The sequence below is a fragment of the Chloracidobacterium sp. genome, assembly GCA_015075585.1.
Classification (GTDB): domain Bacteria; phylum Acidobacteriota; class Blastocatellia; order Pyrinomonadales; family Pyrinomonadaceae; genus OLB17.
Map to the genome: position 1 here is coordinate 1,676,985 of JABTUB010000001.1, position 16,408 is coordinate 1,693,392.

The 16,408-nt window shown below is 52.5% G+C and carries 18 protein-coding genes, 1 other RNA gene and 1 pseudogene; 18 read left to right on the forward strand and 2 right to left on the reverse strand.

Annotated features, from left to right (window positions below):
* The first annotated feature begins 50 nt into the window (after positions 1-50).
* The 4 genes from rnpB (at position 51) to HS105_07745 (ending at position 1,871) form a co-directional block, all read left to right on the forward strand.
* An RNA gene (rnpB, locus tag HS105_07730) (RNase P RNA component class A) lies at positions 51-457 on the forward strand.
* Between the two features lie 52 nt (positions 458-509).
* Complete coding sequence (locus tag HS105_07735; protein MBE7516481.1) at positions 510-776, forward strand: hypothetical protein; 267 nt, start codon at positions 510-512, stop codon at positions 774-776.
* A gap of 82 nt (positions 777-858) precedes the next feature.
* Positions 859-1,599: a tetratricopeptide repeat protein gene (locus HS105_07740; protein ID MBE7516482.1), complete on the forward strand. Its 741-nt coding sequence runs from the start codon at positions 859-861 to the stop codon at positions 1,597-1,599.
* Between the two features lie 8 nt (positions 1,600-1,607).
* Positions 1,608-1,871 (forward strand): hypothetical protein, encoded by a 264-nt coding sequence (locus HS105_07745; protein MBE7516483.1) that lies wholly within the window; start codon positions 1,608-1,610, stop codon positions 1,869-1,871.
* On the opposite strand, the gene HS105_07750 is transcribed toward HS105_07745, so the two are convergent.
* Positions 1,868-2,752 (reverse strand): prepilin peptidase, encoded by an 885-nt coding sequence (locus tag HS105_07750; GenBank protein ID MBE7516484.1) that lies wholly within the window; start codon positions 2,750-2,752, stop codon positions 1,868-1,870. The genes HS105_07745 and HS105_07750 overlap by 4 nt on opposite strands.
* 137 nt (positions 2,753-2,889) lie before the next feature.
* Here HS105_07750 and HS105_07755 point away from each other — a divergent pair, with 137 nt between their 5' ends.
* The 11 genes and pseudogenes from HS105_07755 to HS105_07805 all read left to right on the forward strand — a co-directional run bounded on the left by HS105_07755 (position 2,890) and on the right by HS105_07805 (position 11,144).
* The gene (locus HS105_07755) at positions 2,890-4,761 is read left to right on the forward strand and encodes an FAD-dependent oxidoreductase (GenBank protein MBE7516485.1); all 1,872 of its coding nucleotides are present in this window, start codon (positions 2,890-2,892) and stop codon (positions 4,759-4,761) included.
* Between the two features lie 190 nt (positions 4,762-4,951).
* Positions 4,952-5,401, forward strand: coding sequence for an IS200/IS605 family transposase (tnpA, locus tag HS105_07760; GenBank protein ID MBE7516486.1), 450 nt, complete (start codon positions 4,952-4,954; stop codon positions 5,399-5,401).
* Complete coding sequence (locus HS105_07765) at positions 5,370-5,696, forward strand: hypothetical protein (protein MBE7516487.1); 327 nt, start codon at positions 5,370-5,372, stop codon at positions 5,694-5,696. The genes tnpA and HS105_07765 overlap by 32 nt, the downstream gene beginning before the upstream one ends.
* A 16-nt stretch (positions 5,697-5,712) precedes the next feature.
* Positions 5,713-6,612, forward strand: coding sequence for a hypothetical protein (locus HS105_07770; GenBank protein ID MBE7516488.1), 900 nt, complete (start codon positions 5,713-5,715; stop codon positions 6,610-6,612).
* Between the two features lie 83 nt (positions 6,613-6,695).
* Positions 6,696-6,992, forward strand: coding sequence for a CD225/dispanin family protein (locus HS105_07775; GenBank protein ID MBE7516489.1), 297 nt, complete (start codon positions 6,696-6,698; stop codon positions 6,990-6,992).
* Positions 6,993-7,434: 442 nt separating this feature from the next.
* Positions 7,435-7,794: pseudogene (locus HS105_07780) on the forward strand (DUF2200 domain-containing protein).
* 24 nt (positions 7,795-7,818) lie between these two features.
* On the forward strand, positions 7,819-9,426 hold the full coding sequence (locus tag HS105_07785) for an amidase (protein ID MBE7516490.1): 1,608 nt from the start codon (positions 7,819-7,821) through the stop codon (positions 9,424-9,426).
* Between the two features lie 40 nt (positions 9,427-9,466).
* Positions 9,467-9,793, forward strand: coding sequence for a hypothetical protein (locus HS105_07790; GenBank protein MBE7516491.1), 327 nt, complete (start codon positions 9,467-9,469; stop codon positions 9,791-9,793).
* 18 nt (positions 9,794-9,811) lie between these two features.
* Positions 9,812-10,195, forward strand: coding sequence for a VOC family protein (locus HS105_07795; protein MBE7516492.1), 384 nt, complete (start codon positions 9,812-9,814; stop codon positions 10,193-10,195).
* Between the two features lie 58 nt (positions 10,196-10,253).
* Positions 10,254-10,919, forward strand: a complete 666-nt coding sequence (locus HS105_07800) for a Crp/Fnr family transcriptional regulator (GenBank protein MBE7516493.1) — start codon at positions 10,254-10,256, stop codon at positions 10,917-10,919.
* Between the two features lie 21 nt (positions 10,920-10,940).
* Positions 10,941-11,144, forward strand: coding sequence for a DUF3565 domain-containing protein (locus HS105_07805; protein ID MBE7516494.1), 204 nt, complete (start codon positions 10,941-10,943; stop codon positions 11,142-11,144).
* 118 nt (positions 11,145-11,262) lie between these two features.
* Here the strand turns inward: HS105_07805 and ric are convergent, their stop codons facing one another.
* Positions 11,263-12,222, reverse strand: coding sequence for an iron-sulfur cluster repair di-iron protein (gene ric, locus HS105_07810; GenBank protein ID MBE7516495.1), 960 nt, complete (start codon positions 12,220-12,222; stop codon positions 11,263-11,265).
* 349 nt (positions 12,223-12,571) lie between these two features.
* Between ric and HS105_07815 the strand changes: the two genes are divergently transcribed.
* From HS105_07815 to HS105_07825, 3 genes are all read left to right on the forward strand, one after another.
* Entirely contained in the window at positions 12,572-14,416 is a 1,845-nt protein-coding gene (locus HS105_07815; GenBank protein MBE7516496.1) for a 2-oxoacid:acceptor oxidoreductase subunit alpha, read from the forward strand.
* Positions 14,417-14,866: 450 nt separating this feature from the next.
* Positions 14,867-15,139 carry a type II toxin-antitoxin system HicB family antitoxin gene (locus HS105_07820; protein ID MBE7516497.1) on the forward strand — a complete coding sequence of 91 codons (273 nt, stop codon included), beginning with the start codon at positions 14,867-14,869 and terminating at the stop codon, positions 15,137-15,139.
* A 213-nt stretch (positions 15,140-15,352) separates the two neighbouring features.
* Positions 15,353-16,405, forward strand: coding sequence for a 2-oxoacid:ferredoxin oxidoreductase subunit beta (locus HS105_07825; protein MBE7516498.1), 1,053 nt, complete (start codon positions 15,353-15,355; stop codon positions 16,403-16,405).
* The last annotated feature ends 3 nt before the right edge of the window (positions 16,406-16,408 follow it).

Sequence of the window (16,408 nt, forward strand, 5' to 3'; positions counted from 1 at the left end):
CGGTATTTCAATGTTGAACAGTTTTTGTTATACTTTTTAAGCCTTAGTATGAGGCTCGTCGGGCGGCCGCTGCTGCGATATGCAGGAGAGGAAAGTCCGAACACCATAGAGCAGCGAGCCGGATAACGTCCGGGCGCATTTAAGTGCGGGTACGTCCTGCACCTAACTGCGACGACAAGTGCAACAGAAAGCAAACCGGCCCTTTCAAGGGTTACGGGTGAAACGGTGAGGTAAGAGCTCACCGGCGCGTGTGGCAACACTCGCGGCCGGGTAAACTCCTCGTGGTGCAAGATCAAATAGGGAACCCTGTCGTTCGTACGGCTCGTACGCGCGTTGCTCCAGGGCAGCCGCAGGTTCCGGGTAGATCGCTTGAGCAGGCGGGTGACCGCCGGCCTAGACGAATGGTCGCCGCCTGTGCGAACAGGCACAAAATTCGGCTTATAGGCGGGCCTCATCGCTAATGGTATTTCTGAAGAACCCAAATTTTGATTGGAGAATCGTCGTAAATTATGGCTAATCGCAAAGGTGTGTTTATCGGGGCTTATGTGCCCAGCGAACTGAAAGAATCTCTGAGGCGTCGGGCGGCCGGCGAACACCGCACCTTGTCACAAGAGATAACACGCATACTAATTGAGGCAGTACATGGCAAGGGGCTGCCGGCAGGAAGCGTGGACCGGCGGGCGGGCGCGACGATCCCGCGTCGCCGCGAAACGGATCCGCCGATCCGCAGGCGTGCTGAAGATCTGCCTTTCCTTTCCGGCGGCGAAAAGAAATAACGACAGTTGACACTTTTTAACCGGCCGTCCGTTATCGCGGGCGGCTTTTTTCTTGCCTGCGGGCGTATGTTAAACTGATGCCGTGAATTCAAAGGTTACAGTCGTCGGTATAATCGCGTTGGTCATTGGCCTTGCGGGCGGTTTTTTGCTTGCCAACAACCTGAACAGAAGCACCATCAACGCGCTACGCTCCCAACTCGACAGCCGCGGCGGCAATGCTAATACGTCGGGCGGCGGGAATGATCTTGGCGTTTCCGATGACGAGATACGCGCAAAGATCGCAGAGGCTGACGCCAATCCGCAGGATCTTGTTTTCCAGAAGAATCTCGGCCGAGGTATTTACCGCCTTGCAGCGATGAAAAAGGACGTTACCCTGATCGAGGAAGGCAAACGCTTACTCGAACGTGCAAATACGCTTGATCCAAAGGATGTTGATGTGCTTGTCGACCTTGGCAATGCCGAGTTCGACCTTGCGTTTTTTCGTAAGGACCCGAAGATCTATTTAGCCGCTCGCGATGCGTATCAGAAAGCACTTGCCGTCAAACCGGACGATGCCGACGTGATCACGGACATGGCTTTGACATACTATTTGACCGAACCTCCGGATCTCAAACAAGCGGCAGATCAATTTCAAAAAGCGATCAAGATCAACCCGAAGCAGGAAAGGGCTCTTCAGTTCTTGACATCCACATTCATACGGCAATCGGACTTCGATTCTGCAAAGAAGGTTCTTGACCAACTCAAGGCCGCAAACCCGAAGAACGAACTGATAAAAGAGCTTTCGTCGCAGATCGACAATCGTACTTACTCACCGATCCATTGAGAGAAGCCTTGTTCATATTTGCTGTCGTCTTGGTGCTACTTGGCTTGACGGCGGTCAAGTATCGCAGGCAGATCGCGCAGATCATCGGATTTGCAAAAATGCTTACCGGTGCGGCCGCGCAGAACGCTTCGCTTCAACCTTCGGGCGGTTCAAAACAGTCTGTTCATCTTGTTAACTGCTCGGGGTGTTCGGTTTGGGTCCCGGCTGACAAGGCTATCCTTAAGAGCGGGAGCACCCTTTGCGTCAGATGCGCTGAAATCGGTATCGACTAGAATCTGCCTAAATACCAACTCACCATTTGCTCACCCCAAAGCATTGAGATAACAGAACCGATGCCGAGGAAAATGCCGAAAGGTATCTGTGTTTGCAGGTCGCGATCCTTTTGTCGCAACACAACGCCAATGCCGGCAAGCGCGCCGGTTAAAGCTCCGATGAATATCGTCAATAACGTGAGCCTCCAGCCAAGTAGAGCTCCGATACCAAGCAGCAGCTTCACGTCGCCTAGCCCCATTGCATCAACGCCGCGAAGTGCTTTCCAAACGGCTCCGACGAGCCAAAGCGAGCCGCCGCCGATCAAAGCACCGAATAATGCCCCGGCAAGGCTCAGCGCCCACGCAGGCCACGTACCGAGCATTGAAACAGGAGCATATTGCGTGTCGGAGAACGTAAAGCCGGTAAAAATGATAGGAAACAGAATGCGGGCGAGCAGTGCGATCACGAACATCGGGTACGTGATCACGTTCGGCAGGATCATATGTTCGGCATCGATAAAGATCAGTGAGATCATCGTTGCCGTAAATGCCAGCGCTAGAGCAAAATACGGCGTGAAGCCGATCTTCCAATAAACGACGCAAAAAAGCACTGCGGTGAGAAGTTCGATCGCCGGATAACGCCACGAGATACCGCCGCGGCATTCGGCACATTTACCGCGAAGCATCAGCCAGCCTAGTATCGGCACGTTATACCATGGCGTGATCGCTTTGCCGCACGCCGGGCACTTCGACGACGGAAACAGCGACATTTCATTCGGCACTCGATAAATAACTACATTCAGGAAACTGCCTATGCAGGCTCCAAAGACAAAGATCGCGATATACGCAAGATACTCAGGCAAGCCGAGTACGGACTCAACTGACGGGGCAAGATTCTGCATTTCGGATGGACATGTGCGGCCGAGCATGCCGCGACAAACTAAATCATACAGTTTGCAGGCCGTATTTGCTAGAAAATAATTTTCCGTTCAATTATCATATTCGTGTCACATTTCCATCAATAGAAGGGCTTTTTTCATTGAAACCAACGAATATCAAAGATCCTGAGTACTTTCACAAGGTCGTCGATTGCCAATATGCTTGCCCGTCGCATACGCCGGTGCCTGAATATATCCGTTTGATCGCTGCCGGGCGATACACCGAAGCGTATATGGTCAATTGGGATTCGAACGTCTTTCCCGGCATTCTGGGGCGAACTTGCGACAGGCCTTGCGAGCCTGCGTGCCGGCGCGGCCGCGTCGAAGAACAGCCGGTTGCGATATGCCGCCTGAAACGGGTTGCGGCGGACAATCGTGATGAGGTGCTGCCGTATATGCCGCAAGGGCCTTTCACGCCGAACGGCAAGAAGGTCGCATTGATCGGTGCCGGGCCGGCGAGTTTGACGGTCGCGCGCGACCTTGCACCCTTAGGTTACGAGATACATCTGTATGATGAGCAGCGAAAAGCGGGCGGCTTTATGCGTTCGCAGATACCTGCATTCCGCCTGCCGGAAGAAGTGTTGGACGAGGAGGTCGGATATATTCTGCGGCTCGGCATTCACACGCACTTCAAACATTACGTATCGTCGATGAAGGAGCTGCTTGCCGGTGATTATGACGCCGTATTCATCGGTTCGGGGGCACCGAAAGGGCGCGACCTGCCGGAGCTTCCGGGCCGTCAGGAAGGCGATGCCAACATTCACCTCGGTATCAACTGGCTCGCCAACGTTGCCTTTGAACACACAAAGAGCATCGGCAAGCGTGTGATCGTGCTTGGCGGCGGCAACACGGCGATGGACTGCTGCCGAACAGCACGCAGGCTTGGGGGCGAAGATGTAAAGGTGATCGTGCGTTCGCCATTTGCATCGATGAAGGCAAGCCCTTGGGAAAAAGAGGATGCGATGCACGAAGGCATTCCCATTATTGACAACCACGTGCCCAAGGCGTTCGTCTTGTCAGAACCGGAAGCGGTAGCGACTGGGTCTCCTCCTCGCCTCGTGGGCATGACATTCGAGAAAGTAGAAGCCAAATACGACGAGAACGGCAAGCGTTCGCTCGTCCCGACGGGCGAGCCTGACGTGTTCTACGAAGCTGACGACGTCCTGATAGCGGTTGGGCAAGAGAATGCGTTCCCCTGGATTGAACGCGACATCGGCATCGAATTCGGCAAATGGGAACTGCCGGTCGTTGACAAAACGACCTTCCGCTCGACGCATCCGAAGGTCTTTGTCGGCGGCGATGCGGCGTTCGGCCCCGAGAATGTGATCACGGCGGTCGCGCACGGCCATCAAGCCGCGATATCGATCGATCTGTTCTGCAGCGGTAAAGACCTTGTCGCCGACAGGCCCTCGCCGTTTGTCAACCTTCATTCGATGAAGATGGGCATTCACGAATGGGCGTACGACAGCACGATCGATCACGACAAACGCTTTGTCGTGCCGCAGGCGCCGAAAGATCTCACGCTGAAGGACAGAAAGAAGGAGGTCGAACTTGGCTTCGATCCGCTGACGGGTTATGAGGAGGCACAACGCTGTCTGAATTGTGATGTGCAGACCGTTTTCGACGCGCCGAAGTGCATCGAGTGTGATGCGTGCGTCGATATCTGCCCGACAAGCTGCATTTCGTTCATTCCTGACGGCGACGAGGACGATCTTCGGAAACGCACTAAGGTTCCCGCGCTCAACACCGCACAGGACATTTACGTTCAGGACGGCCTGAAGACCGGCCGCGTCATGGTCAAAGACGAAGACGTCTGCCTCCACTGCGGCCTCTGTGCCGAACGCTGCCCCACCGCCGCCTGGGATATGCAGGCCTTCTGGTACAACGTCACCAAAGCCGGCGAGATCAAATACGGCCCGACGGTGGTAGGTAATCTGGTGCAGATAGAAAGGAATGGAAACGGCGCCGCTTAGTTTTATGTCGAATGAAGTGTGGTTATTCGCGTTCCCTGTAAAAATTAGCGGAACACAGTGCTAATCGACACTCGAAATCAGATGGATCTGTCCCGAAGGGCAATTAGCCACGGCCTTTAGGACGTGGTAGGAAGCCGAGAATCCTATTTTAGGGCGTTTTAACGTCCTTAAAAAAAACGCAAGAAAGTAAATGTCAGACAGCGTATATTCCGAGATCAATTTACACATCACGTGGCACACGAAAAATAATCTGCCGATGATTACGCCGCGGATCGAGGACCGTCTCTATCATTTTCTGATACACAAGATCATTGAAACTCCCGGAGCCTATCTTCACGCGATCGGCGGAATCGAAACCCACGTTCATATCGGCATAAGTCTCGAACCAAACATCCTCGTTTCGGATTGGATAGGAAAACTAAAAGGCGGCAGTTCATATTACATCAATCACGAGGTGCAGCCGAAAGCGTTGGAATGGCAGCGTGGTTATGGGATTGTTACGTTCGGAACACGGGACTTGCAATGGGTTGTAGCATATATTATAAAGAACCAAAAGGAACACCACCGAAAAGGCGCGATTCACGAACGCCTTGAAAGGATCACGAGCTATGATGCTAAAGCGGCGCGAGAAGGACGTTAAAACGCCCTATGAAAATCTTAGCGATCATTACCACGCCGTAAATGGCGTGGCTAATTGCCGCGAAACGCGGTTCGGTAAAGCCGCGTTCGAAGCGACTTTCCCAACAACTGCCCCGGCCACCGCCGAACACGTCCAGGCCACTGCCGACGATGCAGCGAAAGTCCCTCAAGGAATGGTCATCGTCCGCACCCTCGACGGCATCGTCCGCAACGTCTATTCCGCCGACCCCGGCAAACTAGCTGCGTGGATTTCAGCGTCCCACGTCGAAAAAGCACCGAAGAAACAGACGCCTTAGCCTTTAGGAGGGAATAATGAAGGTATGTCTCTGTCTAATATTTGCTCTCCTAGCGTGCACCGCCGTAGCTCAGGTCAACACGTCTGATCCCGAAGCACGTAACCGGGAACTCTTTCAGACGTACGGATATTGTTTAGGCCAGCAACGAAGTCTCGATCAGATTCGACGTGATTTCCCCTCATTGGGCGTTTCGCTCTACCAGGCTGAAGCGGCTTTCAGTGTCACGTTCGGGAAGTCCTGTACTGCAATAGGAGAACAATTCAGCGACGCCGTCAGGCAGCGTTTGAAGGACGAGTTCGATAAAAAACTGCCCGCAACCTCTATAACGGAATCCGTTGCGAGAGATTTCATTGCAAGGGTTTCTTCGAGAGCTAAGGGCGATATCGACACGCCAGTTAAGGAAACACTTCTTTCCTTTAACCCGGATTTTAGAAAGAGTCCTGGACTAGAATTCATGCGAGGCTTTACGAGAACGTACAGTACGGCGAACCACCCGAAGGCAAAAGGGTTAAATCTCGAAATCAAGGTTCCAATGAGTTGGATGGCTCGTGAGGGCAACCGACCCAACGTGGTGCAATTCTTTAAGGCCGAATATGGCCGGAGTGATGTCGCCGCTCTGATAATGGTTCAACAATTCACGCCGCCAAAGGGAGTGCGCGTGACCCAACGTGATATTGACGAGCTATTCTCCGCCCGAAATCTCAAGGATTTCGTTCCTGACGGCGCAAAAATACTCGAGAGCAAGCCGATAACCCTCGAAGGATCGAACGGGGGAATGTGGGTACTCGAAGAGCGGGGTGAGCGTTTGGATTTCAGCATGACGATGCGCACGCTTCAATATGCCATCCTCTACAACAACCGCTTAATTTTCCTGAAATTTGCCGCTGGCGGAACTGAAGACACGAGAGCCGAATAGGTAGCAACCTTTGAAAGGAGTCGTCCATTATTTCAAATGGTGGCGAATTCTCTAGTGATTGTCGATAAATATCGTAACTGAACATGCCAATTCTCGATCTCGACGATAAGCTTCCCGAACAGGCTGCGTCAGAAGCTACCGAACTTGCCGCTGTTTCCAAACAAGCGAATACAATCCTTGTAATCAGTGCAATCAGCATTCTTTTTTGTTGTCTGGGCGGGGCTGTCGCTACTTACATGGCCTATCGGGCAAAACAAGTAGCCGATGCCGGTAATCTCGCTGCCGCTCAGAGAGGTGTGAAGTTTGCGACAGCCTGGATGATTGCGACCTATATCATCGGCATTTTCGGAATCATCGGAAGGCTAAGTAGCGGGCGTTAATCACAACCTGCAAAAACCGAGAACGGTAGCGACAATCTCAATGACACAATCCTTAAGCACAATCGCCTAAATCGCCGCGAGTGCTCTGTTTATCCTGAGCCTTGGCCGGTTGTCGCAGCAGGAGACGGCGCGGCGGGGGAATGTTTAGGGGCCGTCGGGATGCTTCGAGTGGCAAGACGAGTATTTCGTTGCATCTGTGAGCGAATCAAATCTTGAATCGGTCCGTAAATACCTCGCCGATCAAGAAAAACATCATCAAAGGGTTTCATCGGAAGACGAGTTTTCGGAGTTTCTGTCGAGGACTGGTTTTGAAATACACAAAGATGCTTCGGCTTGAGATTGGTTGGGCTAAAGCCCGATTCTTTTTTTCCCTCATTCCTCCAGCTAAAGCTGGAGGCAATTTATGGAAAGTTGACTCGGGCTGTTTCACCGGGACGAACTTATGAATTCGAATTGGGAAAGGGTTTTCGCGATGAGTTTTGCGGGTGTGTACCCGCATTACGTAAAGAAGGCGGAGGCAAAGGGGCGAACCAAAGCTGAGCTCGATCAGGTCATTCGCTGGCTGACAGGATACACGCAAAAAGGTTTGGAGAAACAGATCGAGAAACGAACGAGCATGCGTGATTTTTACGAAAAAGCTCCGAAGTGGAACCCGAACGCCTCGCTGATCACCGGCGTCGTCGGCGGTGTCCACGTCGAAACTATCGAGGACCGGCTGATGTAAGAGCTGCGATTTCTCAACAAACGCGTGGACGAGCTTGCAAAATCGACGAAAATGGAGAAGATATTGCAAAAGACCTAATAACACGACGGTAAAGGAAAAGAAATGTCGTCAAAAATACGCAGGATATTGAAGTGGGTTGGCGTAGTGATCGGAGTCATCCTGCTGACCGCGGTTGGCTTGGGCATCTATGTTTACTCACTGATACCGAAGCCGATCGGCGAGAAACCTGTTTTGCAGGCAGAGCTTTTTGAAAAGCCCGAAAAGGAACTGCCTGTTGCGGGCAAGTTTATTTTCAAACCGGCAACCGAGCTTGCTGCGATGATCAAGAACAGGCAGGCAACCTCTGTCGAGATCGTTCAGGAACACATCAATTACATCAAGAACAACAATTACAAGACGAACGCATTCGTTTGGCTGTTCGAACAAGAGGCGCTCGACGCCGCGAAGAAAGCGGACGAAAAGGTGGCTAAGGGCGAACCTCTCGGGTTGCTCGAGGGCGTGCCTGTCAGCATAAAGGAAGAATTTGCCGTCAAGGGTAAGCCCCAAACAGTGAATGCAGAGATGTTTCAGGGCTTTGTGGCCGCTAAAAATGCCGGTGTCGTTGACGCCCTTATCGATGAAGGCGCGATCGTACTCGGAACGACCAACGTGCCGAAGATGTTGTTTGACGCGCAGACGATCGGTGAAATATATCCTCGGGCAAACAACCCCTACGATCTCACGCGAACTCCGGGTGGCAGCACGGGCGGCGGCGCGGCGTCGGTCGCTTCGGGCTTTGCTCCGATCGCTCTGGGCGGAGATTTTGGCGGCAGTATCCGTATCCCTTCAGCCAATTGCGGACTCTACGGCCTCAAGACTACTGACGGCAGCATGACTGATGCAAATCAGTTTCCCGGTGAACCCGGGAATCCTAAATACCGTCGGATGATGGTCGCCGGCCCGATCGCTCGCACCGTCGATGATATCGATCTCGCTTGGAACGCTATTATGAACAATTGGCCCGAGCAGAAGGCGAAGATGCTCGAGCCGAAAGACGATCTTAAAGATTATAGGATCGCGTATTTCGACGAATGGAAATTTGGCAATGACAAAATTCTTGTCAGTAGGGATATCAAGGATAGGCTGAGAAAATTCGCGGAGGCTCTCAACTCGGCGAACGTCTCCGTCACCGAAGATCAGCCTGCCGATTTTGACAAGATGGTCGCGATGCACCGGATGCTCGCTATCTATGTGATGTTTGAGAAGGTGCCCTGGCTGTTAAGGCAATTCGCCATTCGTGAGTTCAAGCAAGCAGACAATCACAGAATAGATCTGTCCGAGGTATTCGACCGCATGTCGGACCTCGACGCAGCCAAGTATGATGATTACATTCGGCGTCGCGAAGAGCAGACAAGGGAACTGGAAAAATTCTTTACTAAATATGATCTGTTGATAATGCCGGTAGCGTCCGTTCCCGCCATTAAGCACAACCCTGAGCACTCGCCCATATCCGTTGACGGGACAAATGTCGATTACTGGGACAACTTCCTTTATCCCGTCGTCTTTAACGCAACCGGACACCCTGCGCTTACTATCCCGCTGGGGCTAAATAGCGAGGGCATTCCAATCGCAGTGCAGGTCGTCGGACCGATCAACTCAGAGAAACGGTTGATCAAGTTCGCTAAACTGATCGAGCCGCTGCACGTCGGATTTACAAAACCGGTCGTCTAGTTCATTCATTTTCGCTCTAATCGAGTGAGGGTGTTCACCGATGAAACCAAGCGCAAAACGCGTCATCCTTCGCATCGTACACCTTGTCGCCGTGATACCGGTGCTCGGGTACGTTTATCAGCCGGTGGCAGAGGCGGCCGAATACCAGCAGTTCACGCAGATGGTATTTATCCCGCTCGCAATACTCACAGGCTTCTGGATGTACATGGGCATCGTCTGGGCCATCCTTGGTGCGTCCTCGTGGGTTGCATTGACGTACTTCTTCGGCCCGCAAACGGGATTTGGCATCGCCCTGCTTGCGCAGATCGCAGTATTTGTTACACGATATTTTTATTTGAAGACGAAAAGGAGAGCTGCGGCTGAATAGGCCCCATTGATCGACGTTATGGCAAAAGTAACCGGCATTGGCGGAGTTTTCTTTAAGAGTGCGACGGATCATACCGAGCTTTCGGAGTGGTACGCAAAGCATCTGGGCCTCGAGTTGGAGCCTTGGGGCGGTGCGATCCTTAAATGGGAAAGTGACGCGGCTCCGGACGGCGGCATCACCGTCTGGAATGCGGCAGCACACGATACGGCATGGTTCGCACCAAGCGACTCTTCGTTCATGATCAACTACCGGATCGATAATATGGACGAAATGGTCGCACAGCTTACGGCTTCCGGCATTGAGGTCATCCAAGGCCCGGAAACCCATGAGAACGGCAAATTCGCGTGGATAATCGACCCGGACGGCAACAAGGTCGAGCTTTGGGAACCGATCTTCGAATAATTGAAGTCCGTTCGGCAATTCTGGTTTTTCCGAGGTTTCGTGAGAAAATCTTAATCGGATGAAGATATCGAAGAGGGCCGAGCCGATACTGACCGCAGCGAGTGAGGCGTTAAAGGGATCGCTGACAAAATACGGCCGACGGCGGGCCTATCATCCGAACGAAGAGCTTTTCGCTGCCGAAGAACGGGCTGATTACCTGCCGATCATTGTCAGTGGCCGTGTGAAGATGGTGCAGTTTCCCGATGCGGGAAAGGAGGTCATCATCGGTATCTTTGGTGCGGGCGAGATGTTCGCGGTGCCTCCGGTCATTGACGGCGATGTCTATCCTGCGTCGGCCTATGCCCTAGAAGAGTCCGAGATTCTACTGCTCCACCGCGACGATTTTTTTCAATTACTAAAGGAAAGCCCGGAATTCTCACTGATAGTCCTGCATTGGATGTCGGCAATGCTGCGGCAGAAAACAGGACTCATTAGCACCCTCGCGGGCGGCTCTGCGGAGCAAAGGATCGCAGGCGTGTTGATACGCCTTTTCAATGCGGCGAATGATCCGCCGCCGGTTAAGATAAAACTCCGCCGCGAGGACATCGCCAGAATGGCGGGCCTCACGACCGAAACGGCCATCCGCACGATCCGGCATCTTGCCGAGATCGGCGACATCACTATCGAGCGCGGAAAGATCATGATAGGCGACACCGATCGGCTCGAAGCACACTTAAGAACATAGGATCACGAAAAGGAGGGAACCGTGCAGCGTGTCATTACAAGTTTTATTATGGATGAAATGGGACATTGGGTCGCAATGCTCGAATGCGGGCACTACCAGCACGTGCGGCACGATCCGCCGCTTCGCGTCCGCGAATGGGTGCTCACCGAAGAAGGCCGCCGTTCGCGGCTTGGCCAATCGCTGAACTGCAAGAAATGCGATCAACGCATCCGCAGGGAATTCTGATCGGCCGCGACGCTCCGCGCAAAAATGTACGATCATAAAAGGCGTCTTCATCATTCGAGGTCGTTTCGACGATGACGACGCCTTGTTTTATGTGCAGTGGGATATCGGGTTTTGCTCTTTAGTGATGGCCGCCGCAGCCGCACGCATGGCCTGACGCCTGTACTGCCGGGCCCGGATCGGTTTCACTGATCGTTACGACACCATGCCCGTGGCCGCTTCCGCAGCCGCAGCCGCAGCCTCCGCCGCCGTGTCCGTGTGCATGCGCATGTCCGTGTGCATGGCCGTGACCGTGGCTATGCCCGCAGCCGCAAGCTGCCTCCTGCATCTCCTGCACGCCTTCGGGAACGCCTGCATCCTCCATTGCGATCGCTTTCGGGAAGAGAATGTTGTTCTCGAGGTGTATGTGCTGCCGAATGTCCTTATCGAGGCCGCCAAGTGCCGAAAAAAGCGACCTGTACGACATACACGCGTCGCCGGGCAGCGTAAGGTCATCCGTCAGCTCGCGGATCTCCTTGAGCATCTCCGCCGCCGCATCATGATCGCTGATCATGACGGCAACCGGATTTCGCGTTGAACCGAATGGTGCCGGCGGACAAGGCAGACCAAAGCCGAACGCACTCTCCATCAGGGCGATGTACGGGAACAACATACGCTCCTCCTTGAGCATGTGAGCTTCGAGTTCCGACTTCAGGCGTGAAAAGACCTCACGCACTTGAAGCAGTTCGGGATGATTGCGTCCGTGGACACCGCACACCTTGTCGAGCAATGCGGCTATGCGTGCATCTTCTTCGCGCGTGAAATCGTGGTGGCAGCGGACGATGTGATCCGAAAGTGCCGCCAGCGACATTGCATTGAAATCCAGTTCAGCCGTGCCGCTCTCCGTGTTCTGCGGCCTGTTCGCCTCTTTTTCAAATAGTTCGTTCAGCGTCTCGAATTCGACGCCGGTATCGCTGCAAGCCTCGGTGATCTGTTTTTTGCCGCCGCAGCAGTAGTCAATTCCAAGTTTCTCAAAAACCCTCTTCGATGGCGGAAAGTTCACAACATAATCTGCAACGGTTCGGGTCGGTTCAAGTTTCATTTTAATTACCTCATTCTTCCTTCGCGTGGCGGCCCGATCTGCCGGTGCCCTCCACGCGTCAAACATTTGTTCACTCTCATTCTTTCAGACAGTGATACCGCAATATATGATGCAGCGCATAAACTGCACTCTTTTTTTCATCTAAAATGAACTCGGTTCAAGAGCCATGCCGTTCACGCCGTATTTGCTATCCGGAAAAAGGCAGGATGTACCGATCAGAACGGGTAAACAACATTTGAAGATGCTGCTTTCTGCGTTATTCTATCAACGGTATTTTTATGGCTCATCGATCGGGCTAAACCGCAGCATACAGCGGCGTTCACTTATGTCCTGATCGCGTTCCAACTCGATGAAAATAAATGATTTTGTGGTTCGCTTCGCGAACGTCAACGGTACAGGTTCGGCATCTGCCAACGCATTGTTCACGCGCGCGATCTTTCGGATGGGAATTCCCGTAACACCCAAGAACATCTTTCCGTCAAATATCCAGGGCCTGCCGACGTGGTACGAGGTGCGTGTTTCCGAAAAAGGTCACCTCGGCCGCCGGGAAGGTGTCGATCTGATGGTTTCGGTCAATCCGCAGTCGATCAAGCAGGATCTGGCGGATGTAAAAAGCGGCGGATACTTCGTTTATGACAGCACAAAGCCGCTTCCGCCCGGCTTCTCTCGCGATGACGTTACGATGCTCGGCATCCCGATGACCGAGATCTGCAACGCCGAGTATCGCGATGCACGGCAGCGGCAGCTATTCAAGAACATATTGTATATCGGCGCCCTCGCAACGCTGTTCGACATTGAATTTCCGGTGCTGGAAGGCCTTATCGCCGACCAATTCAAAGGAAAGGAAAAGCTGATCGAGCCGAATATCAATGCGCTGAATCTCGGAGTCAATTACGTAAAGGAGAATTTTGAATTCCCGTTCGATCTGCGCGTCGAGCGCCGTGACCTTCTGGAAGGAAAGATCTTATACGGAGGCAATGCGGCATGTGCACTCGGTGCGGTCTATGGCGGCGCGACCGTTGCAGCGTGGTATCCGATCACGCCGTCAACATCCGTAGTCGATTCATTCTCAAAGTACTGCTCGAAATATCGCGTCGATCGGGAAACCGGCACGAATAACTTTGCGATCGTCCAGGCTGAGGACGAGCTGGCCGCGATCGGAATGGTGATCGGGGCAAGCTGGAACGGAGCCCGCTCCTTTACGGCGACAAGCGGCCCGGGCCTCAGCCTGATGAATGAGTTCCTCGGGCTGGGCTACTTCGCTGAAATACCCGCTGTGCTTATTGACGTGCAGCGAACCGGTCCTTCTACCGGAATGCCGACCCGAACTCAGCAGTCCGATCTGATGCTTGCCGCATACGCTTCACACGGCGATACAAAACATCCGCTGCTGCTGCCGTCCACGCCAAAGGAATGCTTTGAAATGACAGCACTTGCTTTCGACCTCACCGAAAGGCTGCAAACGCCCGTGATGGTTATGACCGATCTTGACCTCGGAATGAACGATCACGTTACGGACGCTCTCGAATGGGATGACAGCCGCGAATACGACCGCGGAAAGGTGCTCACGGCAGAACAGCTTGATGGGATCTATTCGAATGGGACAAAGTTCGACGGCAAATGGGGCCGCTATTTGGACGTTGACGGCGACGGAATACCATATCGCACAACGCCGGGCACTCACGTCGAGCGCGGTGCATTCACGACGCGCGGTTCGTCGCGAAATGAATATGCCGCATACACGGAAGACGCCGCTGCCTACCAGCGCAATATGGATCGTCTCGCAACGAAATGGGACACCGCAAAGGAGATCGTTCCGCAGCCGCATTTTTATCAGGAGGAAAAGTGCTCAAACGACGGCGTGATCTTCTTCGGCACGTCGATATATGCGGCGGAAGAAGCGATCGAAATGCTTGCGGCAGAAGGTATCGCTCTCGACGCCATGCGGCCGAAAGCATTTCCTTTCGGTAAGGCATTCGCTGATTTTGTCGCGTCACACGACCGCATCTTCGTCATCGAACAAAATCGAGATGCTCAATTCCGCAGTCTGATGATGATCGAACTCGGCACCGCCTTGTCAGAACCCGGAGCGATAGCGAGTGGCCTATCCGAAAAACTCATTCCCGTGCTGAACTACGACGGAATGCCGATCACCGCGGATAATATTTTTAGACAGATATGGGGGCGTCTTTAGGTCAAGATATAGTAATAATAGGGGTTAGAGTATTTCGACGACATTAGTTTCTCTCTTTCTTTTCGTCAGAGTGCTGTATTTACAGCTTTCTCAAAGAACGGCGAAAGTGAGATCTGCAAATAAGGCATGCCTACTTACAAAGGATGTGATTCCAACTATTCGTGGTTTATATTTGGGACAGCAACTTTCTGAGATCTCCTTACCTAATATTGATGAAGTATGTGATTTGGAGACGTTGTGGAATCGAGCGGGTATTCTGCATGCTAGAATAAAATTGTGATGAAAGGCGAATACACAGTAGTTGTTAAGCAGGACGGCGATTGGTGAATCAGTTAGGTCGAGAGAATTTCGGGAGTGAATTTTCAGGAATGAACCCGTGGAGAGTTGTTTGAAAGTTTTCGTGTCACGCTTCGCGAAGCATTGGTATTCGGTTAATGTTAGGATATTGATATGTCAGGAAACTACATTTTGAGCGATTACGTGGAACTTGCTCTCCAAGAAGCTGAGTATGACAAATTGGAAGACAATACATTTTCCGGGCGAATCCCATCCTGTAAAGGGGTCGTGGCGTTTGCGGCTACTCTACGTGAATGTGAAAGCGAATTGCGTTCAACGCTGGAAGATTGGGTTCTCGTTGGTCTTAAGCTGGGTCATGAGTTACCGGTACTTTCAAACATCAACTTGAATCACACACCCGCTTATGAGCCAGTGGCACCCGTGTAAGCGAAGCGATTTTATTCGCAGACTTCGGCGACTCGGTTTTGACGGACCATATTCTGGTTCCAGACATCAGTTTCTTTTATTTGAGAATCATCGCTTGACGGTTCCTTCGAATTTAGAGTATTCAGTTCCGCAACTTCGAATGATGCTGCGTGAGGCCGGTGAAATCCTTGGTCGCGATATCACAGTGGAAGAGTGGAATAAACTTAAACTTAAATGACCTACGTAAGATCAACATTCAGACATCCTTCATTGCCGAAGAACGAGCTCGGCTTCACGGTGGACCATTATCAAGGCAGCCTCAGTACACTGTGTGCCGGCTGCGGCCATGATTCGATAAATGCCGCGATCGTAGAAGCCTGTTGGCAGCTTGATATCGAACCGCACAAGGTGGCAAAGCTTTCCGGCATCGGCTGTTCATCAAAATCGCCCGCATATTTCCTGTCGAATTCGCACGGGTTTAATTCGGTCCACGGCCGCATGCCTTCGGTCGCAACGGGGGCGAATCTTGCAAATCGCGACCTGATCTATCTCGGCGTCTCGGGCGATGGTGATACGGCATCGATCGGCATGGGGCAATTCGTACACGTTATTCGCCGCAACCTAAAAATGGTTTACATTGTGATGAATAACGGCTGTTACGGCCTGACGAAAGGGCAGGACAGCGCTACGGCGGATGTCGGTTCGATCAATAAATCCGGCCATGAGAATCTCTTTCAGGCGATCGACCTTGCAGGCCTTGCCATCGAACTCGGGGCAACTTTCGTGGGTCAAAGCTTCTCCGGCGATAAGGAGCAGTTGATCCCGCTACTGAAAGCGGCAATGAAGCACAACGGCTTTTCTCTGTTGAACGTGATCAGCCCATGCGTGACTTTCAACAATAACGTCGGCTCGACCAAGTCGTATGACTACGTTCGCCAGCATGTGGAAGCGACATCGACCATTGATTTTGTGCCCTTTGCTGAAGAGATCGTTACGACTTACGAAGCAGGCAGTGTAAAGGATCTGCTTATGCACGACGGCTCGACGATCCACCTGCATAAGCTGGCAAAGGATTGGGATCCGATGGATAGGATCTCGGCTATCAATGCTATTCAGCGTTCAAAACAAAACGGCGAGATCCTAACCGGCCTGCTGTATATGAACGAAGATTCGCGTGAGCTGCACGATATCATAAACACAACATCGGCTCCGCTTAACACGCTCGGGCGAGACATTCTTTGCCCGGGAAATGCGGTTTTGGAAGAGATAAATACACGATCGAGGTAACAT

Excerpts from the sequence above, each read along its gene's own strand:
- HS105_07735 (MBE7516481.1), top strand. The coding sequence starts at position 510 with ATGGCTAATCGCAAAGGTGTGTTTATCGGGGCTTATGTGCCCAGCGAA.
- HS105_07750 (MBE7516484.1), bottom strand. The coding sequence starts at position 2,752 with ATGCAGAATCTTGCCCCGTCAGTTGAGTCCGTACTCGGCTTGCCTGAG.
- tnpA (MBE7516486.1), top strand. The coding sequence starts at position 4,952 with ATGTCAGACAGCGTATATTCCGAGATCAATTTACACATCACGTGGCAC.
- HS105_07765 (MBE7516487.1), top strand. The coding sequence starts at position 5,370 with ATGATGCTAAAGCGGCGCGAGAAGGACGTTAAAACGCCCTATGAAAAT.
- HS105_07770 (MBE7516488.1), top strand. The coding sequence starts at position 5,713 with ATGAAGGTATGTCTCTGTCTAATATTTGCTCTCCTAGCGTGCACCGCC.
- HS105_07775 (MBE7516489.1), top strand. The coding sequence starts at position 6,696 with ATGCCAATTCTCGATCTCGACGATAAGCTTCCCGAACAGGCTGCGTCA.
- HS105_07785 (MBE7516490.1), top strand. The coding sequence starts at position 7,819 with ATGTCGTCAAAAATACGCAGGATATTGAAGTGGGTTGGCGTAGTGATC.
- HS105_07790 (MBE7516491.1), top strand. The coding sequence starts at position 9,467 with ATGAAACCAAGCGCAAAACGCGTCATCCTTCGCATCGTACACCTTGTC.
- HS105_07795 (MBE7516492.1), top strand. The coding sequence starts at position 9,812 with ATGGCAAAAGTAACCGGCATTGGCGGAGTTTTCTTTAAGAGTGCGACG.
- HS105_07800 (MBE7516493.1), top strand. The coding sequence starts at position 10,254 with ATGAAGATATCGAAGAGGGCCGAGCCGATACTGACCGCAGCGAGTGAG.
- ric (MBE7516495.1), bottom strand. The coding sequence starts at position 12,222 with ATGAAACTTGAACCGACCCGAACCGTTGCAGATTATGTTGTGAACTTT.
- HS105_07815 (MBE7516496.1), top strand. The coding sequence starts at position 12,572 with ATGAAAATAAATGATTTTGTGGTTCGCTTCGCGAACGTCAACGGTACA.
- HS105_07820 (MBE7516497.1), top strand. The coding sequence starts at position 14,867 with ATGTCAGGAAACTACATTTTGAGCGATTACGTGGAACTTGCTCTCCAA.
- HS105_07825 (MBE7516498.1), top strand. The coding sequence starts at position 15,353 with ATGACCTACGTAAGATCAACATTCAGACATCCTTCATTGCCGAAGAAC.